This is a genomic window from Aquibaculum arenosum (genome assembly GCF_029222965.1).
Taxonomy (GTDB): Bacteria; Pseudomonadota; Alphaproteobacteria; order Kiloniellales; family DSM-21159; genus Aquibaculum; species Aquibaculum arenosum.
The window spans coordinates 312492-335555 of record NZ_JARHUD010000001.1 but is presented as its reverse complement, the minus strand read 5'-3'; the positions used below and the strand labels follow the sequence as shown (position 1 = coordinate 335555).

General features: G+C 66.7%; 20 protein-coding genes and 1 tRNA gene. 11 read left to right on the top strand and 10 right to left on the bottom strand.

The window, feature by feature from the left end; translation table 11 throughout:
* The first annotated feature begins 12 nt into the window (after positions 1-12).
* Positions 13-792, top strand: coding sequence for a succinate dehydrogenase iron-sulfur subunit (locus P2G67_RS01535; RefSeq protein WP_275819321.1), 780 nt, complete (start codon positions 13-15; stop codon positions 790-792).
* Between the two features lie 125 nt (positions 793-917).
* Here the strand turns inward: P2G67_RS01535 and P2G67_RS16415 are convergent, their stop codons facing one another.
* Both P2G67_RS16415 and P2G67_RS01530 read right to left on the bottom strand, forming a co-directional pair.
* Positions 918-1220 (bottom strand): HNH endonuclease signature motif containing protein, encoded by a 303-nt coding sequence (locus P2G67_RS16415; protein WP_367575368.1) that lies wholly within the window; start codon positions 1218-1220, stop codon positions 918-920.
* A gap of 133 nt (positions 1221-1353) precedes the next feature.
* Entirely contained in the window at positions 1354-6216 is a 4863-nt protein-coding gene (locus P2G67_RS01530) for an NAD-glutamate dehydrogenase (protein ID WP_275819319.1), read from the bottom strand.
* A gap of 176 nt (positions 6217-6392) precedes the next feature.
* Between P2G67_RS01530 and P2G67_RS01525 the strand changes: the two genes are divergently transcribed.
* Together P2G67_RS01525 and P2G67_RS01520 are read left to right on the top strand one after the other, a co-directional pair.
* Positions 6393-6821: an antitoxin Xre-like helix-turn-helix domain-containing protein gene (locus P2G67_RS01525; protein ID WP_275819317.1), complete on the top strand. Its 429-nt coding sequence runs from the start codon at positions 6393-6395 to the stop codon at positions 6819-6821.
* Positions 6818-7276: an RES family NAD+ phosphorylase gene (locus P2G67_RS01520; RefSeq protein WP_275819315.1), complete on the top strand. Its 459-nt coding sequence runs from the start codon at positions 6818-6820 to the stop codon at positions 7274-7276. Before P2G67_RS01525 ends, P2G67_RS01520 begins: the two co-directional genes overlap by 4 nt.
* 88 nt (positions 7277-7364) lie before the next feature.
* Here the strand turns inward: P2G67_RS01520 and P2G67_RS01515 are convergent.
* Positions 7365-7441 (bottom strand) — tRNA-His (locus P2G67_RS01515).
* A 61-nt stretch (positions 7442-7502) separates the two neighbouring features.
* Positions 7503-8480, bottom strand: a complete 978-nt coding sequence (locus P2G67_RS01510) for a lysophospholipid acyltransferase family protein (protein WP_275819313.1) — start codon at positions 8478-8480, stop codon at positions 7503-7505.
* Between the two features lie 231 nt (positions 8481-8711).
* Here P2G67_RS01510 and P2G67_RS01505 point away from each other — a divergent pair, with 231 nt between their 5' ends.
* From P2G67_RS01505 to P2G67_RS01470, 8 genes are read left to right on the top strand one after another with little or no spacing between them, the layout of a single operon-like run.
* Positions 8712-9476 carry a sterol desaturase family protein gene (locus P2G67_RS01505; protein WP_275819311.1) on the top strand — a complete coding sequence of 255 codons (765 nt, stop codon included), beginning with the start codon at positions 8712-8714 and terminating at the stop codon, positions 9474-9476.
* 12 nt (positions 9477-9488) lie between these two features.
* A complete protein-coding gene (locus P2G67_RS01500; protein WP_275819309.1) occupies positions 9489-10631 on the top strand; it encodes a dATP pyrophosphohydrolase in 1143 nt (380 codons plus the stop codon).
* The gene (locus tag P2G67_RS01495; RefSeq protein WP_275819307.1) at positions 10628-11446 is read left to right on the top strand and encodes a nucleotidyltransferase family protein; all 819 of its coding nucleotides are present in this window, start codon (positions 10628-10630) and stop codon (positions 11444-11446) included. Before P2G67_RS01500 ends, P2G67_RS01495 begins: the two co-directional genes overlap by 4 nt.
* A 54-nt stretch (positions 11447-11500) precedes the next feature.
* Positions 11501-12418: a metallophosphoesterase family protein gene (locus P2G67_RS01490; RefSeq protein WP_275819305.1), complete on the top strand. Its 918-nt coding sequence runs from the start codon at positions 11501-11503 to the stop codon at positions 12416-12418.
* A gap of 50 nt (positions 12419-12468) precedes the next feature.
* On the top strand, positions 12469-13656 hold the full coding sequence (locus tag P2G67_RS01485) for an LptF/LptG family permease (RefSeq protein ID WP_275819303.1): 1188 nt from the start codon (positions 12469-12471) through the stop codon (positions 13654-13656).
* Positions 13653-14741, top strand: a complete 1089-nt coding sequence (locus P2G67_RS01480; protein ID WP_275819301.1) for an LptF/LptG family permease — start codon at positions 13653-13655, stop codon at positions 14739-14741. Before P2G67_RS01485 ends, P2G67_RS01480 begins: the two co-directional genes overlap by 4 nt.
* Before the next feature lie 13 nt (positions 14742-14754).
* Positions 14755-15711 carry a diacylglycerol kinase family protein gene (locus tag P2G67_RS01475; RefSeq protein WP_275819299.1) on the top strand — a complete coding sequence of 319 codons (957 nt, stop codon included), beginning with the start codon at positions 14755-14757 and terminating at the stop codon, positions 15709-15711.
* Between the two features lie 8 nt (positions 15712-15719).
* Complete coding sequence (locus tag P2G67_RS01470; RefSeq protein WP_275819297.1) at positions 15720-16619, top strand: hypothetical protein; 900 nt, start codon at positions 15720-15722, stop codon at positions 16617-16619.
* A 12-nt stretch (positions 16620-16631) separates the two neighbouring features.
* On the opposite strand, the gene P2G67_RS01465 is transcribed toward P2G67_RS01470, so the two are convergent.
* From P2G67_RS01465 to P2G67_RS01440, 6 genes are all read right to left on the bottom strand, one after another.
* Positions 16632-17060, bottom strand: a complete 429-nt coding sequence (locus tag P2G67_RS01465) for a GFA family protein (RefSeq protein WP_275819295.1) — start codon at positions 17058-17060, stop codon at positions 16632-16634.
* A gap of 21 nt (positions 17061-17081) precedes the next feature.
* Complete coding sequence (gene spt, locus P2G67_RS01460) at positions 17082-18296, bottom strand: serine palmitoyltransferase (protein ID WP_275819294.1); 1215 nt, start codon at positions 18294-18296, stop codon at positions 17082-17084.
* Positions 18296-18547 (bottom strand): acyl carrier protein, encoded by a 252-nt coding sequence (locus P2G67_RS01455; protein WP_275819292.1) that lies wholly within the window; start codon positions 18545-18547, stop codon positions 18296-18298. The genes spt and P2G67_RS01455 overlap by 1 nt, the downstream gene beginning before the upstream one ends.
* The gene (locus P2G67_RS01450) at positions 18547-19548 is read right to left on the bottom strand and encodes an NAD-dependent epimerase/dehydratase family protein (RefSeq protein WP_275819290.1); all 1002 of its coding nucleotides are present in this window, start codon (positions 19546-19548) and stop codon (positions 18547-18549) included. The genes P2G67_RS01455 and P2G67_RS01450 overlap by 1 nt, the downstream gene beginning before the upstream one ends.
* 63 nt (positions 19549-19611) lie before the next feature.
* Positions 19612-21387 carry a fatty acyl-AMP ligase gene (locus P2G67_RS01445; protein ID WP_275819288.1) on the bottom strand — a complete coding sequence of 592 codons (1776 nt, stop codon included), beginning with the start codon at positions 21385-21387 and terminating at the stop codon, positions 19612-19614.
* A gap of 297 nt (positions 21388-21684) precedes the next feature.
* On the bottom strand, positions 21685-23064 hold the full coding sequence (locus tag P2G67_RS01440; RefSeq protein WP_275819286.1) for a phosphotransferase: 1380 nt from the start codon (positions 23062-23064) through the stop codon (positions 21685-21687).

The window sequence follows — 23064 nt, the reverse complement described above, 5'->3', positions numbered from 1 at the left end:
GCGCGAAGTCCGATGGTCGCTTTTACGCTGCCCGCCAATTCGAAGATCACCGACGGAAAGTCCTGGCCCGCCCCCTCCGGGGCAAAGCGGACCAAGACCTACAAGATCTATCGCTGGGATCCTGATTCCGGTGCGACGCCCCGGGTCGATACCTATCAGATCGATCTCGACGACTGCGGGCCCATGGTTCTGGACGCGCTGATCAAGATCAAGAATGAGATCGATCCGACGCTGACATTCCGCCGCTCCTGCCGCGAGGGTGTCTGCGGCTCCTGCGCCATGAACATCGACGGGACCAACACGCTGGCCTGCACAAAGAACATGGACGATGTGGAAGGCGAGGTGAAGGTCTATCCCCTGCCGCACCAGCCCGTGGTCAAGGATCTGGTGCCCGATCTAAACCAGGCCTATGCCCAGCTTGCCTCGATCGAACCCTGGCTGAAGACTACGACCCCAGCACCGGAGCGCGAGCGCCTGCAAAGCCCGGAGGAACGCGCCCAGTTGGACGGCCTCTGGGAGTGCATCCTCTGCTTCTGCTGCACCACCGCGTGTCCCAGCTACTGGTGGAACGGCGATCGCTACCTGGGCCCGGCGGTTCTACTGCAGGCCTATCGCTGGATCGCCGACACCCGCGATGAATTCACCGGCGAGCGCCTGGACCAGCTGGAGGACCCCTTCCGGCTCTATCGCTGCCACACCATCATGAACTGCACCAAAACCTGCCCCAAGGGCCTCAACCCGGCCAAGGCCATCGCCGAGATCAAGAAGCTGATGGTTGAGCGGAAGACCTAATCCGGCTGTCTGTCACAGACCAGCACGCAGGTTCAGGCGGCATCCCTTGCAGTGGGATGCCGCCTTTTTCTGTTCACCACGTAGAATGGGCTGCGTGACGCCAACACTTGCCGTGCTGGAAGGCGCTACTGAGCGCCTGTCCCTGAACGACGAGTAACCCATGCTTTGCGTGCCGCTTCTGCCCGCTTTCTGGATCGTGCGGCCTTCGCACCGGCATCCTTCATCCTCGCAGAGTGCGACGCCACGCCCTGCGTCTGCTGCCAATGGACCCGCAGAAGCTTTATGGCTTCAATAGGATAGAGGCCAGCGTCGTACATCCAGTGGTGCGTCTGGCACAAGAAAGCCAAGTTGTCTGGCTCATTGTTGCCTGCATCCTGATCCAGATGGGCAATGGTCAGACAGGTGGGGATCTGCAATCCGCAGACCATGCAGCAACGGAACGCGTAGGCCTCGTTTGCGACGCGCCGAGCGGTATGCTGATTCCGGCGTGGCACAGATCGCTCGTCTGATACGCTCAAGGCTCCCACGACTCCTCAATCGACAAACGGGGCCAACCCAGCCTCAGCTCGACTCCGTCAGCGTCTTGAGCTGGCGGTTGGCGACGGTGAGCATTGCCAGGTTAGGTGCGGCCATGGCCTGGAGTTCGCCGATCAACTGATCGCTGCGCGCTGCCACCAGCGCACGCGGCTCCAGCCATTCGGCCATCCTGTCCTCGTAGTCACCCGCCTTGGCAAGAATGGCTGCCGCAATCCGGGCCTGGGACTCATAGAGGTCGTCGATCAGCGCCGTGATCGCCAGGCGGTTCCAGGCCAGATCCCGCGGCAACTGGGCCGCGGCCTCACGCAGCCAGTCGAAGCCGAAGCGCGTGCCCACGCGGAAGTAGGCCGCTGCCACCACGTCGAGATCCCGGCCGCACTCGTCGGCCAAGCGAACCACATCGGCCGCCGTGGCAACCTGGGCCACGGTGGCAACCCGGGTGGCCAATGGCTCGGGGACCCCCTGTTCGCTGAAGCCTGCAGCCTCGCTCTCCAGCAGATGGCGGCGATGATCCGCCAGCAAGCCCGGCAGGGCTTCGCTCAGGCGCGTCAGGCCGGCGGCATAGCGTTCAACGCAGCTCTGGATATCCGCCACCTGGGACGCCGAGCGCAACAACCAGGAGGTCAGGTGCTCGGTTGCCCGGCCGCAGGTCAGTAGCATGGCGATCTGCGCGCGCGCCGGCACCCGGTTGTCCAGAGCCTCAATGTCGTGCCAGAGCGCCGGCAGGTTCAGCAGATCGCGGGTCGCCACGAAGGCCCGCGCCACGGCCGAGGACGGCAGACCGGTCTTCTCCCGCGCCTCATGGATGAAGGTGATGCCCAGGCGATTGACCAACTCGTTGCTCACCTGGGTGGCCACCAGTTCCCGGCGCAGCCGATGGCGGCGGATATCGGCCGCGAAATCCTGTTGCAGAGGCTCCGGGAAGTAGGCGAAGAGATCGCGCTCCAGCCAGGGATCGTCCGGCATGTCGGACGCGAGGAGCTGCTGATAGAGGTCGAGCTTGGCATAGGCGAGCAGCACGGCGATCTCGGGCCGGGTCAGTCCGACGCCATTAGCGACGCGCTCGGCCAAGGTCTCCTCGTCCGGCAGGAACTCCAGCGCGCGGTTGAGCTGGCCCGCACGCTCCAACGCCCGCATGAAGCGGCCCAATCGGTCCAGCAGACGGGTGCCCAGCATATTGGTCACCGAGATGGTCTGGCTCTGCAGGTAGTTGTCGCGCAGCACCAGTGACGCCACCTCGTCGGTCATCCGCTCCAGCAAGGCATCCCGACGCTTGCGTGCCAGCCGGCCGCGCTTGGCGGCCGCGCCCAGCAGCACCTTGATGTTCACCTCGTGGTCGGAGCAGTCGACGCCGGCCGAGTTATCGATGGCATCGGTGTTCAGCCGTCCGCCGGCCAGAGCATACTCGATGCGCCCGCGCTGGGTCATGCCGAGGTTGGCGCCCTCGCCGATGACCCTGGCCCGCAGGTCGTTGCCGTTCACCCGGATCGAGTCGTTTGCGCGGTCGCCCACCTCTGGATGGCTTTCGTCGCGCGCCTTTACGTAGGTGCCGATGCCGCCAAACCAGAGCAGGTCCACCTCGGCCTTCAGCATGGCGCTGATCAACTGGTTCGGCGTTACGCTGTCTGCCTCCAGGCCGAAGCAGCGGCGCATTTCTTCGGAGACGGGGACGGACTTGGCCTTGCGGTCAAAAATGCCGCCGCCCTTGGAGATCAGCTTGGCGTCGTAGTCCGTCCAGGCACTGCGCGGCAGTTCGAAGAGTCGCTTGCGTTCGACCCAGGAGGCCGCCGGATCGGGATCGGGGTCGACGAAGATGTGCAGGTGATTGAAGGCCCCGACCAGCTTGATGTGGCGGGACAGCAGCATACCGTTGCCGAAGACGTCACCCGACATGTCGCCACAGCCGATGACGGTGAAATCCTCCGTCTGGATATCGCGACCGAGTTCGCGGAAATGCCGTTTGACCGACTCCCAGGCCCCGCGCGCGGTGATGCCCATGGCCTTGTGATCGTAGCCGGCCGAGCCGCCCGAGGCGAAAGCATCGTCGAGCCAGAAGCCGTAGTCGACTGCCACCCCATTGGCGATGTCCGAGAAGGTGGCCGTGCCCTTGTCAGCCGCCACCACCATGTAGGGATCATCAGCGTCGTAGCGCACCACGCGCTCGGGCGGCACCACGCGGTCGCCGTCGAGGTTGTCCGTCACGTCCAGCAAGGCCCGGATGAAGGCCTTGTAGGCCTCGACCCCTTCGGCCATCCAGGCATCACGGCCAGCTTCAGGTGGCGGCAGACGCTTGGCGACGAAACCGCCCTTCGCGCCCACCGGCACGATGACTGCATTCTTCACCTGCTGCGCCTTGACCAGACCAAGCACCTCAGTGCGGAAGTCCTCCTTGCGGTCCGACCATCGCAGGCCGCCACGGGCCACCGAGCCGAAGCGCAGGTGGACGCCTTCCACCCGCGGCGAGTAAACAAAGATCTCCCGATAGGGCCGCGGCGCCGGCAGTTCCTCGATCGCCCCGGCATCCAGCTTGAAGGCAATGGTCGGCTTTGCGCTGCCATCCTCCGCCTGCTGGAAATAGTTGGTGCGCAAGGTGGAGAGAATCAGGTTGAGGTAGCGCCGGATGATCCGGTCTTCGTCCAGGTTGGCCACCTCCTCCAGGCCAGCCTGAACCGCATCAACCAGTCCCTGCGCCGCCGCGCCACCGCTTTCCTGCAGCTCCGGGTCGAAGCGCTGCATGAAGAGCTCCGCCAGCTTGCGCGTCAGATCGGGATTGGCCGCCAGCGTCGCTTCCATATAGGCCTGACTGAAAGGGATCTGGGCCTGACGCAGATACTTGCAGTAAGCACGCAGGATCTGGATCTCCCGCGCTCGCAGGCCGGCTGCCAGCACCAGGCGGTTGAAGCCGTCGTTCTCCATGCGGTCGAACCAGACGTGAGAGAAGACTTCATGGAAGGCATCGCGTACTGCTTCGAGATCAGCCTCTCCGGCGGGGCGCTCAAGATCGAAGTCATGGATCCAGTACTCTTCCTCGCCGTCGCCCGGGCGCACCGCGTAGGGCACCTCCCCCAGCACGCGCAGCCCCATGTTCTCCAGCATCGGCAGCATGTCGGAGAGCGCGAGCTGGCGGCCGCGGATATAGACCTTGAAGCGCAGGACACTGCGCGGGGCAGCCTGCGGCCGATAGAGGTCCACCTCCAAGTCGCTGCCTTCCATGAGGCGCTCGATCTTGGCGATGTCGGCGACGGCGTCGCTTTCCTTGAAATCCTCCTGGTAGCTGGCCGGAAAGGCACGCTGCCACTGGGCAAAGCGGCGCAATCCCTGTTCTTCACCATGTGCCTGCACTAGGCCCTGCTCCAGCAGGTCGATCCATGAGCGCGCCACTTCGGCCAGTTCGCTCTCAAGCGCTTCCACATCGACCTTGGGCACCCGTCCTCGTTCCGTGCGGACGATGACGTGCAGCCGTGCCAGCGGTGACTCACCAATCTGCGTTCCGAAGCTCTCCACGCGCCCGGCATAGGCTTCAGCCACCTTGTTCTGGAGCTTCAAGCGCAGGTTGGTGTCGAAGCGGTCGCGCGGCACGAAGATCATGGCGGATACGAAGCGCTCGAAGGGATCCCGCCGCACGAACAGCGCGGTGCGCTGACGCTCCTGTAGATGCAGGATGCCCTCAGCGATCTGGTGCAGCTCCGCCGCATCGATCTGGAACAGCTCGTCGCGCGGGTAGGTCTCCAAGATGTGCAGCAGCGCCTTGCCGTTGTGACTGCCGGGCACAAAGCCGGCAGCGGCGATGGTGTCATCCACCTTGCGCCGCAGCAGCGGGATCTGCCGCGGGCTGCGGCTGTAGGCCGTGGAGGTGAAGAGGCCGACGAACACGCGCTCGCCAATCACGTGACCGGCCCGGTCGAAGCGCTTGACTGCAATGGTGTCCATGGGCACGCGTCGATGCACCGTGGCACGGCGGTTTGCCTTGGTGATGCGCACGAGCTGGGGCGACTTGACCCAGGCCCGCACATCCGAAGGAAGCTTTCCCAGGCTCCGCAGGCCGGCAAAGATCGAGTAATCAGGGTCGCGCAGGATGCCCAAGCCGCTCTCGGCATCGATGTCGGCCACCGCCTCGGCGCCCTTGCCGCGGAAGGCATATTCCCGATAGCCGAGATAGGTGAAGTGGTCGTCGTCCAGCCACTCCAAAAAGTCTATGCCCTCGATGATTTCCTCACGCGGCAGGCTCGGCGGGTCGCGCTCGAGTTCGCGCAGCAGCTCGCGGCAGCGCTGGCGCATCAGACGCCAGTCCTCGACGGCGTTGCGCACGTCAGCGAGTACGGCTTCCAGGCCGGCGGCAATCTCGGCATGGCGCTCGCGCGGCTGCTCGCTGATCAGCAGCAGCATGTGGGATTCCGGCCGGCCATCCGCGTCCGGATCGGTCGCTTCGGCCAGGGAGTCCAGCCGGCCCTCCGCGTCACGGCGCACCAGCAGGATGGGATGCACCACCAGGAAGACCTCGGCCCCAAGCCGATTCAGTTCGGCCGTCACCGAGTCCACCAGGAAGGGCATGTCGTTGTTGACGATGGCAACCGCGCTGTGCGCGCTGCTCCAGCCTTCCTGCTCCGGGGTGGGATCATAGACCTTGATCTTGGCCTGGCTCGCTTCGTCGCGCTGACGCGCAAAGCGGAAGAGATCCAACGCCATGCCGGCCAGGTTGTCGGGCGTCTCATGCCGGACATCCTCCGGCGGGGCGTCGGCCAGGAAGGCGCGCGCAAAGACCTCCAAGGCCGGGCAGTTATCGGCAGCGCCGCGACTCAGCACCGCTTCCAGCGCCGTCTCCACCAGTTCATTGCACTGCTTGCGCGCCCGCTTTGCCATGTCCTCCCCCATTTCTTGAGCCGGCATGCTTCTGCCTTGGGCACAACGCCTCCGAGGCAGCCTAGTGCCTTGAGCCGGTGGTGGGAAGGGATGGCTTCGCGGCGCGATTGCCAAAGGCCGAAGCGCCAAACGCCGGGAGCGCGCCGTATTGCCGCCCGTCTCAAATGAGACTATATTTCCTCTCACATGAGAAGGAGGCACCTATGCTGACGATGGCGCGTGTAGCGGATGTGCTCGGCTTGCCTGACAAACTCGTGCCAGACTCTCCAATGGCGCTCGTGGCCCGGATCGAAGATGGGCTGCCGCTCGCCGCGCTTGACCGCGTTGCCGCAATGGTCGCCCCGGGAGACACCCAGTTCAAGTATCGCTTGGTGCCGCGCGCAACCTATGAGCGCCGCAAGGGCAAGAAGGTGCTTTCTGCCGAGGAAGGGACGCGGCTAACGCGTGTCGCTCGCGTATGGGGCCAGGCCGTGGATGTCTGGGGGACTGAGGCGGAAGCACGGGATTTCCTGTTCCGTCCCCATGCCATGCTGGAGGACAAGCGACCGATCGACGTGGTGATCCAGAGTGAGTTCGGCGCTGAAATGGTGTCAGACATCTTGCGTGGCCTGAAGTACGGCAGCGCTGCGTGACGGCACAGGTTCTCGACCGGACCCTGACCTGCTATCGAATCGGAGACCCCCTGGGCACCTATCCAATCTACGATGCAACGGGCTCAACGCTGGCGCCGGGGCGTTGGAACACGCCAGGCTGTCCGGTCATCTATATCTCGGAGCACTACTCGACCGCGCTGCTTGAAAAACTGGTCTATGGCAGCGGCCGCTTGCCACCTAATCAGCACTATATAGAGATCACCCTGCCGCGCGGCCTGTCATACGAGACCTTCTCATCACCGTCCCTGCCAGGTTGGGACAGTATGCCCGCGACGGTGAGCAAGGAGTTCGGCGAGGCATGGTGCAAGGATCGCCGCAGTGCCGTCCTTCTCGTGCCCAGTGTGGTCGCAAGGATCGAGAACAATGTGATCATCAATCCGGCTCATCCGGAGTGTCACGCGATCACGGCCAGCCTGCATCGCCCCGTGTACTAGGACAGGCGGTTGTTCGGCGGATAGGCTCGCGCATGCTGCGTGCAACATTGCGCGGGATCCCTCTCAGGATCTTCCACTTTAGGGAGAATGGGGTGGCTGATGGGATTCGAACCCACGGCCTCCAGGACCACAACCTGGCGCTCTAACCAACTGAGCTACAGCCACCACTATGAGCGAGCGAGCGCTCGTTCAGTGGCGCACCATGTACTCCGCGCATTCCCGCGGGTCAAGCGCCTCTATCGGGCGCCAAAGGCGGCGTGATCTCCTTGGGAAAGCGCCGCTTGGTGCAGAGCCAATCGCCGGGGCGCAGGCGGATCCATGCAGCGAAACGCGCGTTGACCTGTTCCGTCATGTCCCGAGCGCGTGCCTGTGCCGAGGCAACCGAATCGCGCGGTTCGATGGGCCTGTCCACGGTTACGCGAAAGCGCGCCGGGGCCAGCCGCTCAACGCGCACCGGCACCAGTTCCGCCTTGGCCATGAGGGCGAGCCGCGCCGGCGCCGTGCTGGTCATGGCGGGCACGCCGAAGAAGGGGATTGCCTCGCCCTCGTCGCTGCGCAGGTCGACCAGCAGGCCGAGACTCTCCCCGCGGCGCATCGCCTGCAGCAAGGCGCGCACGCCCCCCTGCTTGCCGATGAAGGCGATGCCGGGGCTCCTGCGCAGCCGCTGCAGCAGGGAATCGGTCAGCGGATTGCCCTGGGGCGTGTAGATCACGGCTGCCTTGCCGCCGAGTTGCACCAGCAGGCGGGGCAGGAGTTCCCAGTTGCCCAGATGGGCGGTGACGAACACGAAGGCCTCGCCCCGCGCCAGGCGGTCCGGGATATCCTCCGCCCCTTTTGCCGTACAGAGCTCCACGGCCGGCGGGCGGCGCTCCAGATCGGCGAGGCGGCCAAGGTGGGGCATCTCCCCGAGCACGGCGCCCAGCGTGCGCCAGCTCCCCAGCGCGGCAGCCTCTCTCTCGCCCGGCGCACCCTCGGGCAAAGCGAAAGCGAGGTTGCGTTCCACATGGCGATGCTTGGCCAAGTGCGGCCCGATCCATCCGGCCAGCGCCGCCCCGAAGGACGACGCGCGCTTCGGCGGCAGCAGCGCTGCGAGCGCCAGAAAGAGCAGGAGAACCAACGCTTCCAGGCTTTGCAGCAGGAGTCGCAGCGGGGCAAGGCGTGCGGCCCATCGCTGCGCCTTCTTGCCGAAGAGCTCTCCCGCCACGCCTTTGGTCCTTTCCGCCCGTCAATCCTTGTTACAGGCTCGCATCCCGCAAACTCGCGAAAGCTATGGCCCCCGCCGGCCCCAGGCAAGAGCGTGCAACGCCGGCGGACTTTCCGTTTGCCGGTGCGCCTTGTCCCTTTGCGGTGCGCTCACTAGCTTCCAGCCTGGCGCGTCATGGGATGCGCCGTCGCAGCGTGATACCACCCTGATACAGTTCAACGAGGCAGATCCGTGAGCCCAGCTATCGGCCCCTGGTCCGGGCGCAAGTACTTTCTCGACAAGATGACCTTGCGCGATCTGGTGATCGCCTACTTCACCTACTATGCGATTCTGGTGTACCTCCTGCTGGCGGCGGGAGCCATTGCGCTGACCCTGTACTGGGCCGAGGGCTGGATCGGTCCCGCCCTTGCCGCAGGCATCGTTCTGCCGCTCTATCCGGCTGTCTGGTATGGGCTGCACCGCTGGGTCCTGCACGGTCAGTGGCTCTATCGCATGCCCTGGACCGCCAAGGTCTGGAAGCGCATCCACTACGATCACCATCAAGACCCGCACGATCTCTCGGTGCTCTTCGGCGCGCTCTACACCACACTGCCGACGATCCTCATCGTCACGGTGCCGCTTGGCTGGGTCATCGCCGGGTCGGCCGGTGCCGCGGCGGCCACGGCCGCCGGCCTGCTCACCACCTGCTTCTATGAGTTCTGCCACTGCATCCAGCACTTGCCCTTCAAGCCGAAGTGGAACTGGCTGAAGCAGATGAAGCGGCTACACCTTGCCCATCACTTCCACAGCGAGAAGGGCAACTTCGGCATCACCAACTTCCTCTGGGACCGGCTGCTGAACACCTACTACGGCCATCCGCGCGACGTGCCGCGCAGCGAAACGGTGTTCAACCTCGGCTACACGGCCGAGAAGGCCGAGCACTACCCCTGGGTCGAGGCGCTGTCCGATGCTGCGCATCAGCAAACGGGGGCCTTGCGGCCGGCCCGCAGCCGCTGACGCCGTCCGGGCATGACCGACATCCAGGTCACGCCTGTCGAGACCGGTAAGGATCTCGATGCCTTCCTGCGGGTTCCCTGGCGAATCTACGCCGAGGACCCGCAGTGGGTACCGCCGCTGCTCCTGGAGCGGCGCCAACATCTGAGTCCGAAACACAATCCCTGGTTCGAGCACGCCGAGGCCAAGCTGTGGATCGCCTGGTCCGATGGCGTGCCCGTCGGCCGCATCAGCGCGCAGGTCGACCGGCTGCGCCTGGAGCAGCACAAAGACGAGGCCGGCACTTTCGGATTCCTGGAAGCCATCGATCGTCAGGAAGTCTTTTCGGCGCTCTTCGGGACCGCGGAGGATTGGCTGCGCAGCAAGGGCCTGCAGCGCGTCTTCGGCCCCTTCAGCCTCTCGATCAACGATGAAAGCGGGCTGCTGGTCGACGGTTTCGATCGCCCGCCGTCGATGATGATGGGCCACGTCCGACCCTGGTATGGCCCGCGGGTGGAGGAGCAGGGCTACACAAAGGCGCGCGACCTTCTGGCCTATTGGGTCGATATGACCCAGCCTTTCCCGGACTCACTCAAGCGCCTGATCGCCTCGGGGATCGGAGACAGCCGCGTCACTTTCCGGCCGATGGATTTCTCCCGCTACACCGAAGAACTCAGGCTGATCGTCGACATCTTCAACGATGCCTGGCGCGACAACTGGGGCTTTGTGCCCATGACCGAGGGCGAGGTGCGGCACCTGGCCAAGAGCCTGCGCCCGCTGATCAAGCCCGAGTGGGTCACCATCGGCGAGGTGGAGGGCGAGCCGGCAGCCTTCGCCGTGACGCTCCCGAACGTCAACGAGGCCATTGCCGACCTGAACGGCCGTCTCCTGCCCTTCGGCCTGGCGAAGCTGCTCTGGCGCATCAAGGTGCGCGGCACCACCAGCGGCCGCATGCCCTTGATGGGCGTGCGCAAGCGCTACCAGGGCGGCGTCCTGGGCGCGGCGCTCGCGCTCGGCGTCATCGAACGGGCCTATGAGTACCACCGTGCCCGGGGGCGCGTGACCGGCGCGGAGCTCTCCTGGGTGCTGGAGAACAACCGCCCCATGCGCCGCCTGATCGAGCGGCTGGCCCCCCAGGCCTACAAGACCTATCGGATCTACCAGAAGGAACTGACGTGAGCGCCGCCGCACCACCGCCGGGCACCGTCACCGCGCTCGTGCTCGCCGGCCAGCGCGGACCGGACGATCCGGTGGCACGCCACAGCGGACAGCGCTGGAAGGCCCTGGCGCCGGTGGCGGGCCGGCCGATGGTGGAGCGGGTGCTCGACGCGCTGCTGGCGGCCCGGAGCATCGACAAGATCGCGGTGGCAGCGCCGACACCCGATCTGCTCTCGGAGATCGAAGGCTTGAGACCAGCCTTGGAGTCCGGACGCATCGTCATGCTGCCCACCGGCGCCGGCCCCGCGGGCAGCGTCGCCGCAGGTTGGAAGCAGTTGGGATATCCCTGCCCCACCCTGGTCACCACCGCCGACCATGCCTTGCTCACGCCCGCACTGATCGATGCCTTCTGCGCCCGGTCACTGGCGCAGGAGAGCGACATCGATGCCGCCCTGGTGCCGGCCAGCGCGATCCGAGCTGCCTTCCCGGAGAGTCGGCGCACCTTCTTGCGCTTTCGCGAGGAGTCCTACAGTGGCGCGAACCTCTTTGCGCTCAAACGTCCGGCTGCGGCCGACGCCATTGCCTTCTGGCAATCGGTGGAGCAGGACCGCAAGCGCCCCTGGCGCATCGCCCGGCGCGTCGGTCCGGGCACGCTGCTCGCCTATTTGCTGCGCCGACTGACGTTGGAGCACGCTATGGGCCGGCTGTCCCGTGTTGCCGGTGCCCAGGCGCGCACCGTAATCCTCCCCGAGGCCTGGGCAGCGGTGGATGTGGACAAGCCGGAGGATCTGGCCCTGGCCGAGCGCATCCTGGCAAGCCGCAATGCCGAAGCCTAGACTGCAGCTTCCCGGCTTTCCGCCAGCCTATTGTCACCGCCTGGATGCCCGCGCTTGACCTTCGTTCTCGCTCACATCTCCGACCTGCACCTGCCGCCCCTGCCCCGCGCCCGCCCGCGGGAGCTGCTCGGCAAGCGACTGCTGAGCTGGCTGTCCTGGCACAGCAAGCGCAAGGCGGTCCATCGGCCCGAGGTGCTGGAGGCGCTTCTGGAGGACATTCAGGCGCAGGCACCTGATCACATCGCGCTCACCGGTGACCTGGTGAACCTCTCTCTGCCGGCTGAGTTTGCGGCGGCGGCCCGCCTCCTCGAACGCCTGGCGCCGCCCGAGCGGCTGACGCTGGTTCCCGGCAACCACGACCATCTTGTGCGCCAGACCTGGGAGCAGTCCTGGGGCCACTGGCAGGCCTATCTGCCCGGCACGCCGGCGGGCCGAGGAGCTCCCAGCTTCGCGGACCCTTTCCCCACCCTCACCCGCCGCGGCCCTCTGGCCCTGGTCGGCCTGTCTACCGCCGTCCCCACCGCGCCGACCTTGGCAAGCGGTCGCCTCGGCCGGGCGCAGCTCGAGCGCCTGGATAAGATGCTGGCGGAACTGAATCAGGAAGCGGTCCAGGTAATCATCCTCATTCATCACAGCCCGGTCGCCGGCCGCAACAGCCGCCGCAAGGCCCTGAGCGATGCCGCGGCGCTGCGCGACATCCTGGTGCGGCGCGGCTGCAGCCTCCTGCTGCACGGCCACGACCATCGCTACCTGCAAGATGAGCTGCCCGGGCCCGACGGGCCGATCCCGGTGCTTGGCGTCGCCTCTGGCAGCGCGCTTGCCTGGCACGGCCGCCCGGCGGCGGGCTACCACCTTCTGCATTTCGCCGAGGACGGCGGGCTGCGGCTGCAGCGACGAGGCTACGATCCCGAAGCCGGCCGCTTCCTGGAGCGCGACAGCCGCACACTGGCCTTGCCGGGCCGGCTGCGCTAGGACAGTCGCGCCGAGCGGGGCCGGTGCCCCGGGACGGAAAGCGGGACGCAATGCCCATTTTCAACCGCTATGTCATCAAACTCCTGCTGCCGCCGCTGGGGCTGACGCTGCTGATCGCCCTGATGGTGCTGCTGGTCGAGCGCATGCTGCGGGTGCTGGACTTCGTGCTGGGCGCCAAGGGGCCCGTGCGCGTGGTCGTGGAGCTGCTGGCCTACCTCGTTCCGCACTACCTGGGCCTCGCACTGCCCATGGCGCTGTTCCTTGCGGTCTACTTCGCCTTCCGCAAGCTGTCGCGCGACAGCGAACTGGATGTGATGCTGGCGACGGGCACCGGCCTGCACCAACTTCTGCGCCCCGCCCTGGCGGCGACGCTGCTGCTGGCGATGCTCGCTTTCGTGATCTTCAACTCGCTGCAACCCCACAGCCGCTATGCCTACCGGGCCGTGGTCTATGCGGTGACCAACGTGTCGCTCCAGGCTCTGCTACAGCCCGGCGTTTTCGTCTCAGCCGACGGCTTCACCTTCATGGTGGAGGGCGCCTCGCGTGACAAGGAGCGCTATGAGCGGGTCTTCGTCTATCGCGAAACCGACGAGGACCAGGCGCTGGCCATCACCGCCCAGGACGGCGTTCTCGTGGAAACCGGCAGCAACCACCCGCCGGTGGTTCGCCTCTTCGACGGCGTTCAGCTGACGACGCGGTTGAACCCGGCCGAGGATCGCGACAGCCCCGAAGCCTCAGAGGGCGTGCTGCGCTTCGACGAGCTGCGCACGACCATCGGGGACGGCGCCTTCACGGCCTTTCGCGCCCGGGGCATGGATGAGCGGGAACTGACGCTTGCCGAGCTCTGGAACCGGCGCGACGACCCGGACGTGGGCATCGACCGCGAGCGCCTGATCGGCGAGTTCAACATGCGCCTGGCGCGCATAGTCTCCATTCCCATTCTGCCCTTCCTCGCCATTCCGCTGGCCATGGGGCGCCGGCGCAGCGCGCGCAACTACGGGATGCTCATCGGCGTGGTGGTGCTGCTGCTCTTCAACGAACTGCTGCAGTCGGGGCTGAGGGAAGTGCGGCGCGGCAACATCGAGCCGGCGATTGGGATCTGGCTGCCGGTGGCGGGTTTCGCCCTGCTGTCATTCACGCTTTTCCTGCGCGCCGCCTTCCGTGTGCCGGGCTCGGGACTGCTGCGCCGACGCAGACGCCGACGGCCGGATGAAGGTCGGGGAGCGGCGCCCGGATGACGACGCTGCACCGCTACTTTGCCCGCCTGTTCATCCTGCGCTTCCTGCTGGTGCTGATCGGCGTCTCTCTGGCTGTGGTGGCCTTCGAGATGACCGAGGCCTTCAGCGGCGACGAGTGGACCAGCGAAACAGTCTTTCGCTATACGCTCTTGCGCCTGCCCTCATTGATGGCGCAGCTGCTGCCGATCGCGACCTTGATCGCCGCGCTGCTCACCGTGGCGGAACTGCTGCGGCAGCGGGAACTGGTGGCCACCTGGGGCAGCGGCCTGTCGCAGTTCCGCCTGCTCACCGGCTTGCTGCCGGTCCTGCTGTCACTGGGTCTGCTCCAGTTCCTGCTCAACGACCAGGTGGTGCCGCACACGACCGACGCCTTGCGTGACTGGGGTGTGGGGGAGTTTCGCAGCGGCGGGTTGCTGAGCGGGGACCGGGAGTTCATCTGGCTGCGCAGCGGCAACGACATCGTGCGCATCGCGGCCCAGAACCTGCAGGAGGAGCAGCTTGAACAGGTCACCCTCTTCCGCCGCAGCGAGGATGGCACGCTGCTCGATCGGCTCGATGCGGCCGTTGCCGTGAAGCGCGAAGACGGTTGGCTGCTGCGCGACGTGGTCAGGCACGACACCGATCCCTACCGCACCACAGAAGTGCCGGAACTCGCATGGAAAGGCCACGTGGAGGTCGCGCAGCTCCGTCTGGTGGAGCGACCGCCGCGCGAACTGGCGCTGGTCGATCTCTGGGACCTGCTGCAAAGCGACGGCTATGGCCAGCGACCCCGCGAGCTCTATGCCACCTGGGTGAACGCCCGTCTCGCCCAGTTCTTCGGCGCGCCGCTGGTGCTTTGCCTCGCCTTTGCCCTCGGTCAGGGCTGGCGACGCACCGGCGAAGTGACTCGCCTGACACTGAGCGGATTGGCCTTCGGCTTTGCCTTCTTCATTCTGGACGGCATGTCGGTGGCTCTGGGCGAGGTGGGCTTCCTGCCGCCGCTGCTGGCGGCCTGGTCGCCGCCCATACTGCTCGCCTGTCTTGTGGCGCACCTGCTGCTGAAGCCGGAAGCGACCGCACCCATCACCCTCTCCCGACGTTCCTGAGAAAGCAGCGCCTGTGCTCAAAGTGGGCCTCGTCAGCAACCCGCGCAGCCAGCAGAACAAGCGCGGCATGCCACGCCTGCAGGCCGCGGCCGACGCCTTGCCGGACCTTTTGCATCATCGCCTGGACGATGTGGCGGAGATCCCGCAGGTCCTGCGTGACTTCGCGCGGCACGAGGTCGGCATCCTGGCCGTGGCCGGGGGCGACGGCACGGTGCAGGCGGTGATGACAAGCCTTCTGGAAGAGCGGCCCTATGGCGCGCGACCGCCCCTGCTCGCCCTGCTGCCGCGCGGCATGACCAACATGACGGCGGCCGATGTGGGCCTGCGCGGGCGCCCGGGCGGGATCCTCCGGCGACTCACGGCCCTGGCGCGCAGCGGCGAAATCGAACGCCACCTGCGCCATCGACCGATCCTGCGCCTGGAGGGCATGGCCGATGCGCCACCCCAACGCGGCATGTTCTTTGGTGCCGCCGGGATTCATCAGGCCATCGAGATCTGCCGCCGCCGGGTGCACGCGCTGGGCATCGAGGCCGACTGGGCCGCAGGCCTGACCATCGCCGGCCTGCTGCTCGGCTGGGCTCTGGGGACCAGCCGCGATGCGGTGCCCGGCGAGACCATCGCCACTGCCTTCGACGGCGCATCGCCCAACGAACGGCATGAACTTCTGGTCCTGGTCACCACGCTGGATCGCCTTGTGGTCGGTTCGCGTCCCTTCTGGAATCAGGACGGGGGTCCTTTGCGCTATACGGCCATCGCCCATCCGCCCCGGCGCCTCTTGTGGCACGCGCCCTGTGTCCTCTACGGCGGACGCACGCGCCGCCTGCCCGAGGGCTACCGCAGCCGCGGCGCGCGCAGCATCGAGCTGGAGCTGCGCGAGCCCTTCACCCTCGACGGCCAGTTCTATCAGCCCGATCCCTCCCGTCCCCTGCGGATCACCGCCGACGACAGCCTGTCCTTCTTGCGCTTTTGAGGCGACCGATGGACCTGTCCCCTCTCCAGGCAATCATCGAAGGCGAGATCGATGCGCCCGCCTCCACCGCGGTGCACGCCGTAGCGGAGGCCGCCCGCGCGCGCCATCCCGGAACCCTTGCCATCCTCTTCTATGGCAGTTGCCTGCGCAGTGGCAGCGACGAGGGGGGGCTGGTCGATCTCTACCTCCTGGTGGAGAGCTACCGTCAGGCGCACCGCAACCCGCTCTCGGCGCTGGGCAACCGGGTGCTGCCACCCAACGTCTATTATCAGGAGGTCGCGTTCGAGGGCCGCATCGTGCGCGCGAAGTACGCGTTGGTAACCCTTAGTGCGCTGGAGCGGCTGGTGACGCAGCGCAGTTTCCATTCCTACTTCTGGGCCCGCTTCGCCCAGCCCACGGGTCTGCTCTGGTCCAGCGATGCCGCGGTGCGACGGAGGTCGGTGGCGCTGCTGGCGCAGTCCGTCGCCACGCTCGGCGCCCAGACGCGCCCGCTGCTGCCGAAAAGCACCTCCCCGGCCGCCTTGTTCGAACGGGCTTTTGCGGAGACCTATCGCACCGAACTGCGCGCGGAGCAGCCAGGACGAGCGGCAGAGTTGGTCGCGCGCTACGCCGTGCGCTATGAGGCGCTAGGAGCGTGCCTTTTGCCCCAACTGCCGCCGCCGAGCGCTGACGGCGAGCGTCGTGCCAACCGGCGTTGGGCGCTGCGCCGGCTCTGGGGCAAGCTGCTTTCGGTGGCGCGCTTAACGAAAGCCGCCTTCACCTTTGCCGGCGGCCAGAGCTATCTGCTCTGGAAGATCGAGCGACACTCGGGCGTGCGCGTCGTGCCCAAACCCTGGGAGCAGCGCCATCCGCTGCTGTCCGCTCCCTTCCTGGCCTGGCGTCTCTATCGCAAGGGCGGCTTTCGCTGAGAGCAGAGTCGATCACTTTGCTTTTGCTATGAAGCGCAACGTGCCGGCAACCTGGGCCGCAGCGCCGGTGTCGGAAGGGTGCTGAACCCCATCCATCACCGGAACTTCCGCGAAATCGAAGGGGCTGACACCTTCGATGCAGGCGACATTGATGCCGAACTCCTGCGGGTTCGAGCGCCGCTGGTGGTGGGTGTAGATGCCACAGACGCTGCAGAAGTAGTGCTTCGCATTGCCTGTGTTGAAGGTGTAGAGCGTGAGCTTCTCTTCGCCCTGGAGGAAGGTGATGTCCTCCAAGCGCGCCGACGCCGCGATCGCGCCACGCATTCGGCAATAAGAGCAGGAGCAGCGGCGGAGCGTCTCGAAGCCGTCGCTCAGCCGCACCTGAAACTGCACGGCCCCACAGTGGCATGCCGCCCTATGCTGCATCCTGTCGCCAGCCATCACCGCCACCCGACTTTCGGGTCAGCTTGCCGGAGCGCTCGCGTCCAGCGCCTCGCGCACCTCGACGAAGGTGCGCACCACCCCCTGGATCTGCTCGGGCGTGTGCGCCGCGGAGACGGAGCAGCGCATCAGGCAGCTGTTGTTGGGCGTTCCTGGCGGCACCGCCAGATTCACATAGATCCCTGCCTGCAGCAGCGCGTTCCAGAAGGCCACCGCCAGTCGCTCGTCGGGCAGCTTGACGGCCACCACCGGGCTGACCGGTGCGGCGATCTCGAAGCCCTCGGCCGCAAGGCCGCTGTGCAGCGCTTCGGCGTTGCGCCAGAGCTGCTTTATCAGCCCGGGCTCCTGCTCGATCCGCTCGATGGCCGCAATCACCGTGGCGATGCTCGCCGGCGAGGCGGAGGCGGTGAACATATAGGGTCGGCTGCAGTAGCGCAGCCGCTCGAAATGCGGGTGGTCGGAAACACCGAACCCGCCGATGGCACCCAGAGACTTAGAGAAGGTGCCGGCCAGGAAATCCACGCCCGCCTCGATCCCCTGCGCCTCGGCAACGCCGCGGCCACAGACGCCCATCACGCCCAGGGAGTGGGCCTCGTCCACCAGGAGGAAGGCGCCATGCCGGTCCTTGACCTCGACGAACTCGGGCAGTGGGGCGATGTCGCCCAGCATGGAATAGATGCCCTCGACGATCACCAGCAGCGCCCCGTTCTCCGCCGCACCCTGGCGCCGCAGCCGGGCCAGGCGCTTGTCGAGATCCGCCGGGTCATTGTGGCGGAAACGCACCAGTGTCGCGCCGGACAGACGGCAGCCGTCATAGATCGAGGAGTGGGAATCGGCGTCGAGCAGAATGGTGTCCCCGGGCCCGGCCAGCCCGGCGATCATGCCGAGGTTTGCCTGGTAGCCCGTGGGCCAGACGATGGCCGACTTGCGCTTGAGGAAGCGCGCGATCGCCTCTTCGAGGGCCTCATGCAGGGCGTAGCTGCCGTTGGCAATGCGCGAGCCCGTGGTGCCGGTGCCCTGCTCCTGCAGCGCCTTCACGCCGGCGGCGATACAATGCGGATCGAAGGTCAGCCCGAGATAGTTGTTGGTCCCCACCAGCAGCGTGCGCCGGCCGTTCACCAGCGCTTCGGTCGGCGAGAGCACCTTCTCCATGCGCAGGCCGAAGGGATTGGCCCCGGCCTCGAGCATGAGATCGCGCCGTTCGGCAAGGCCATCGTACTTGGCGAGAATGTCCATCAGGCGCCTTCCTGCTGGCTGCGAACCGTGGCGACGAGATCCTTCACGGTGCGAAGGTCACCCACCAGGTTGATCGGGATATCGATGTCAAACTTGTCCTCGATCTCCATGATCAGGTCCATGGCCGCCACCGAGTCAATATTGAGCTCGGCATTGAGATCGGTCTCGGGCCGCAGCTCCCGACCTTCGCGGTTGTAGCGCTGCAGCAGCTCACAGACCGTATCGTAGACCGTCTGCTCGGTATCGCTCATCATTCTGCCTCTTCTTGACGGATGCGGCTCGCGGGAAGCCACCCCTGCTTTTCATACCATTGGAGGGTCAGGGTAAAGCCCTCGGTAAAGCCAACGCGCGGTCGCCCCTCGGGTGGCAGTCGTTCCGGTTGCGCCTTGGCCACCCAGTCGGGCCAGGCCAGTTCACGCAGCTTGCCCGGGGAGATCATCGCCGGCCGGCCGCTAAGCCGGCTCAGACCCGCACTGCCCCAGGCCAGCGGCGCCAGGAGACCAGGCGGCAGTTGCAGCACCCGCACCCGTCGCCCCAGCGCCCGACCGGCAAGCGCGGCCAGTTCGCTCCAGGCATACCCCCCTTCCGCCCCATCATCCAGGGGCACAGGCTCACCATCCCAGGCCGCGGCATCGGGATGCTCGACCAGGGACGCCAGAGCGCGCGCCAGGTCATCGACGTAGATCAGGGAAAAGCGCGCTTGCGCGCTGCCGGGCATCACCACCAGGCCGCCGGCAAGCTGGCGGAAAATCGGCAGGGTGGCGCGGTCTCCGGGGCCGTAGACTCCGGGCGGCCTGACGATGGCACGGCACAGCCACGGGGCCGCGCGCAACAGCGCCTGTTCCGCCGCGGACTTGCTTGCCGCATAGGGGGAAAGTTCCGGTTGGCGCGCCGCAAGGGAGGAGACGAGGAGGAAGCGCTTCACACCCGCAGCAGCAGCGGCCGCCGCCAGGCGTTCCGTCACCACGCAGTTGATACGGTGAAAGTCGCTGGCTCGAACCGCGGACACCAGTCCGCCAATGTGCACCACCGCGTCCGCGCCTGCGACCAGGCGTTCCAGGGCGCTGCTGTCCGTCAGGTCGCCGCGCACCACCCCGGCCGCCATGGCTTCCAGATCTGGATCCGGGCGGCGGAGCAAGATGCGGGGCCGCAGCCCATGGGCCGCCAGACGGGCCACCGTCGCCCGACCGACAAAACCACTGGCCCCGGTCACGGCGATGACGGCGGATGCCGGGTCTGAAACGGAAGTCACTGGGTCAGCCGGCTTTCACATCCGGTTGCGAAAAGACCGTCCCGGCGGAGGCAGCGTCCCGCTCTACTCCGCCCCGACAGCCAGGGCATAGGCGGCTTCCTGCTCGGCATCGCTGTCGAGATCACTGATGCGCTCGGAGAGATAGTCGGCCTTGGCAGCGGCGCGACTCAGCTTGCCCGAAGAGGTGAAGGTCAGCGTATTCGGACGGGTCAGCACCACGTCGCAGGCAACACCGGAGCTGCGCTGCACGATCGCCGCGATCTCCCGGCGCAACAACATGCGCTCGCTCGCGTCCTTCAGGCGGCATTCCACCACCAGCACGACCCGCTCGCCCTCGTCCCCGTCGGAAACACCGAAGGCCGCCACGTCGCCGGCACGGACACGATCGAGCGTTTCGACCGCCCACTCCAGATCCTGCGGCCAGATGTTGCGACCGCCGATGATGATGAGGTCCTTGCTGCGTCCGGTGATGACCAATTCGCCCTCGGCCATGTAGCCGAGATCGCCGGTATCCAGCCAGCCGGCCTCGGGCATGGCCTTCTTGGTCGCTGCGGTGTCGCGGAAATAGCCTTCCATCAGGCTGGGGCCAGTGATGTAGACGCGGCCGATGCGGCGCTCGGGCAGAACACGGCCCTGGGTGTCGCGGATTTCCACACGATGCTCCGGCAAGGGCGTGCCGCAACGCACGAAAGTGCGTGCGCGCTGCGAGGTGCCTTGGCCATGCAGCGGCAGAGCGAGATCGCGCTTGGCCGCGGCCTCCAGATCCACCGTGTCGGTCTTCACGCCTTCGCCCAGACGGCTGAAGCTGATGGCCAGCGTTGACTCCGCAAGCCCGTAGCTGGGGAGGAAGGCCTTGCCGTCGAAGCCGCAGTCGGCAAAACGCTCGGAGAAGGCTTCGAGCACGGAGGCCCGCACCATCTCCCCGCCGATGCCGGCAACGCGCCAGCGCGAGAGGTCGAACTGGCCCGGCTCCACCTTCGCGGCGCGGCGCAGGCAAAGCTCGTAGCCGAAAGTCGGTGCGAAAGCGATGGTGCCGCCGCGCTCGGAGAGCGTCTGCAGCCACAGCAGCGGCCGGCGGGCGAAGGTCGTGGTGGCCAGGTAGTCAACGGAAATCTGGGCCATCGCCGGCGTCAGACAGAAGCCCACGAGCCCCATGTCGTGATAGAGCGGCAGCCAGGAGGTGGCGCGATCGCCGGCGCGCAGCTGCAGGCCGTGCTGACCGATGCCGCGTGCATTGGCCATGATCGAGCGCTGCGAGACCATCACGCCGCGTGGCAGCGAGGTGCTGCCCGAGGAGAACTGGATGTAGGCCGGATCCTCCTTGCCCAGCGGACGGATCTCGCCGCCGGCGTAGGAGAGCGCGGCGAAATCCTCGTAGGTGCCGACGCAATCCACACCGACCTGGCCGGCTGCCTCGTCCAGCATGGGGAAGAGATCGTCGGAGGTGATCGCGGCCGAGACGTGGGCGCGCTTCATCATCGCGGCGAGGCGCGTCACGTAGGCCTCGCGGCCGCCCAGGTTGACGCTGAGCGGCAGGGGCACGGGCACCAGGCCGGCATACTGGCAGGCGAAGAAGGCGACCATGAATTCTGGCCGGGTCTCGGCAATCATCGCCACCCGGGCACCGCGGCCCAGACGCGAAGCCGAGAAGCGCAGCGCCAGATCCAGTGCCCGCTCGCGGATCTCGCGATAGGTCAGGGAGAGGCTGGGCTTGCCGCGCTCGGAGAAGAAGTTGAAGCCGGTGGCACCGCGGGCGGCGTAGTCGAGGCCTTCGACGAGCGTCTCGAAAGCACCGACCCGCAGCGGCAGGTTATCGTTGCTGGTCGTCGTTAACTGCATGCGATGGCTCCAATCGGACTTCGGCCGGCTTCGGCCGAATGGCGGAAGCACGAGACAGATCACAAGATCGGAAGCGGTGCGTTGGCACGCCGGGCGCTTGCCTGGCTGCACGACTCGACGCTTTCGACCCGTTATCAAGTTATAGGCGGTGATCGCAATGCAGCAAAATGAACTCGCGTTGCAATAGGACCACCCCCGCAATCGCAACACAGGGGGAATAACCTGTTGTACTGCAATGAAGAATGCCCGATCCAGGCGGAGGGTTCCCAGCCGGGGCCGGGTAATTGCAACGCGCTTTCAGGCAGCCCCGGAAGCACGCTCCAGCGCGGCGGGATTTGCGATGGCTGTGCGCCGCTCGGCATCGGCCAGTAACTGCGCGTGCACGCGGCCGTCCCCGTCCGCATCCCCCGAGCGAAGTCTGGCAGCAAGATCGCCGAGCGCAGGAGCTTCCTCCGCCGTGGCCGCCGCGCGCAATTCACGCTCGGCGATGCCCATGGCGTTGCCGATCATCGCCGCCTCGAAGCGCGCGTTGCCCTGCAGCGCAGGCGAGATGGCCTCGCGGAGCAGGCGACGGGCCTCCGCCAGCAACTCGGCGCCGGTGGGGCGATCCTGGTTGCCTGGCAGATCGTCACCGATCTCGGATGCGTCCTCGGAGGCCTCCGGCGCCGTCATGCGCAGCAGAGCCAGTTCCAGTTCCGCAGCGATTCGCCCCGTCAGGGCGAGTTCCAGCGAGCGCTCGGCACCGCTCCAGTGGCGCCTGCCCTGTTGCACCGCAATGACCGCCCAGCGCAGATGCGCCGCCACCTCCCAATAGCGCACGCGCGCATCATCGATCTTTCGCCCGCTCTCCGCCTCGTAGCCGCGGTAGAAGTCAGTGCGCGCCGCAATGCCGCCGGCTTCGAGCTCGGGGCGGGAAAAACGCCAGCAGGCGGCACAGAACCAGCCGAGATCGGACTCTGGGTCGCCCCAGCCGGCGAACTCCCAATCCAGCACCGCGGTCAGTCCCTGGGAGTCCACCAGATAGTTTCCGGTCCGGAAATCGTTGTGGACCAGCGTCACCTGCATGGGTGGCTGCGGCGCCTGCCGCTCCAGCCAACGCAAGGCCCACTCCAATGCGGGACGCGGCTGCCCCAGGGCGTCGAGATGCGCGCGATAGGAGGCCACGAAGGCCGCGGCCGGGTCCTCCGGCGGGCTGCCGAGGAAGGCGAGATCGTCGCGCGGCGGGCGTATGGAGTGAATGCGCGCCAGTTCGCGCCCCAGCCGCTCGGCCAGCGCGGCGCGATCGCCGCCCAAGCTGGTGTCCTTCACGACCTTCGCACCAAGTCCCACACCCTCGGCCTTGGCCATCAGATAGAAGGGGCGCCCCAGCGGGCCCTCCGCGTCGGCGAGCCAGTAGGGCTCCGGCGCGGTCACACCGGCAGCCCGCGCGGCCTGCAGCAGGGCAAACTCCTCCGCACGGCTGTGGCTGACCGCCACGCCGGAGGGCGCATCCGCCCGCAGAACGAACTCGGCATGGCCGCTGCCGGGACCGTCCAGCAGTTCGACGGCAAGCAGCCAGTTCTCCTGAATTGCACCGCCCGACAGGGGCCGGGCCTCACGGATTGCGCAGTCCTTCACCCCGGCGCGCTCGGCGATCCAGGCAGCCAGGGCTTCGCGCCTCGTATCATCCAACAGCAT

Coding starts and splice junctions, on each gene's coding strand:
- P2G67_RS01535 (WP_275819321.1), top strand. CDS start 13: ATGGTCGCTTTTACGCTGCCCGCCAATTCGAAGATCACCGACGGAAAG.
- P2G67_RS16415 (WP_367575368.1), bottom strand. CDS start 1,220: ATGGTCTGCGGATTGCAGATCCCCACCTGTCTGACCATTGCCCATCTG.
- P2G67_RS01440 (WP_275819286.1), bottom strand. CDS start 23,064: ATGCTGTTGGATGATACGAGGCGCGAAGCCCTGGCTGCCTGGATCGCC.
- P2G67_RS01480 (WP_275819301.1), top strand. CDS start 13,653: ATGACGACGCTGCACCGCTACTTTGCCCGCCTGTTCATCCTGCGCTTC.
- spt (WP_275819294.1), bottom strand. CDS start 18,296: ATGGACATTCTCGCCAAGTACGATGGCCTTGCCGAACGGCGCGATCTC.
- P2G67_RS01445 (WP_275819288.1), bottom strand. CDS start 21,387: ATGCAGTTAACGACGACCAGCAACGATAACCTGCCGCTGCGGGTCGGT.
- P2G67_RS01500 (WP_275819309.1), top strand. CDS start 9,489: ATGACCGACATCCAGGTCACGCCTGTCGAGACCGGTAAGGATCTCGAT.
- P2G67_RS01525 (WP_275819317.1), top strand. CDS start 6,393: ATGCTGACGATGGCGCGTGTAGCGGATGTGCTCGGCTTGCCTGACAAA.
- P2G67_RS01470 (WP_275819297.1), top strand. CDS start 15,720: ATGGACCTGTCCCCTCTCCAGGCAATCATCGAAGGCGAGATCGATGCG.
- P2G67_RS01455 (WP_275819292.1), bottom strand. CDS start 18,547: ATGAGCGATACCGAGCAGACGGTCTACGATACGGTCTGTGAGCTGCTG.
- P2G67_RS01485 (WP_275819303.1), top strand. CDS start 12,469: ATGCCCATTTTCAACCGCTATGTCATCAAACTCCTGCTGCCGCCGCTG.
- P2G67_RS01465 (WP_275819295.1), bottom strand. CDS start 17,060: ATGGCTGGCGACAGGATGCAGCATAGGGCGGCATGCCACTGTGGGGCC.
- P2G67_RS01530 (WP_275819319.1), bottom strand. CDS start 6,216: ATGCCGGCTCAAGAAATGGGGGAGGACATGGCAAAGCGGGCGCGCAAG.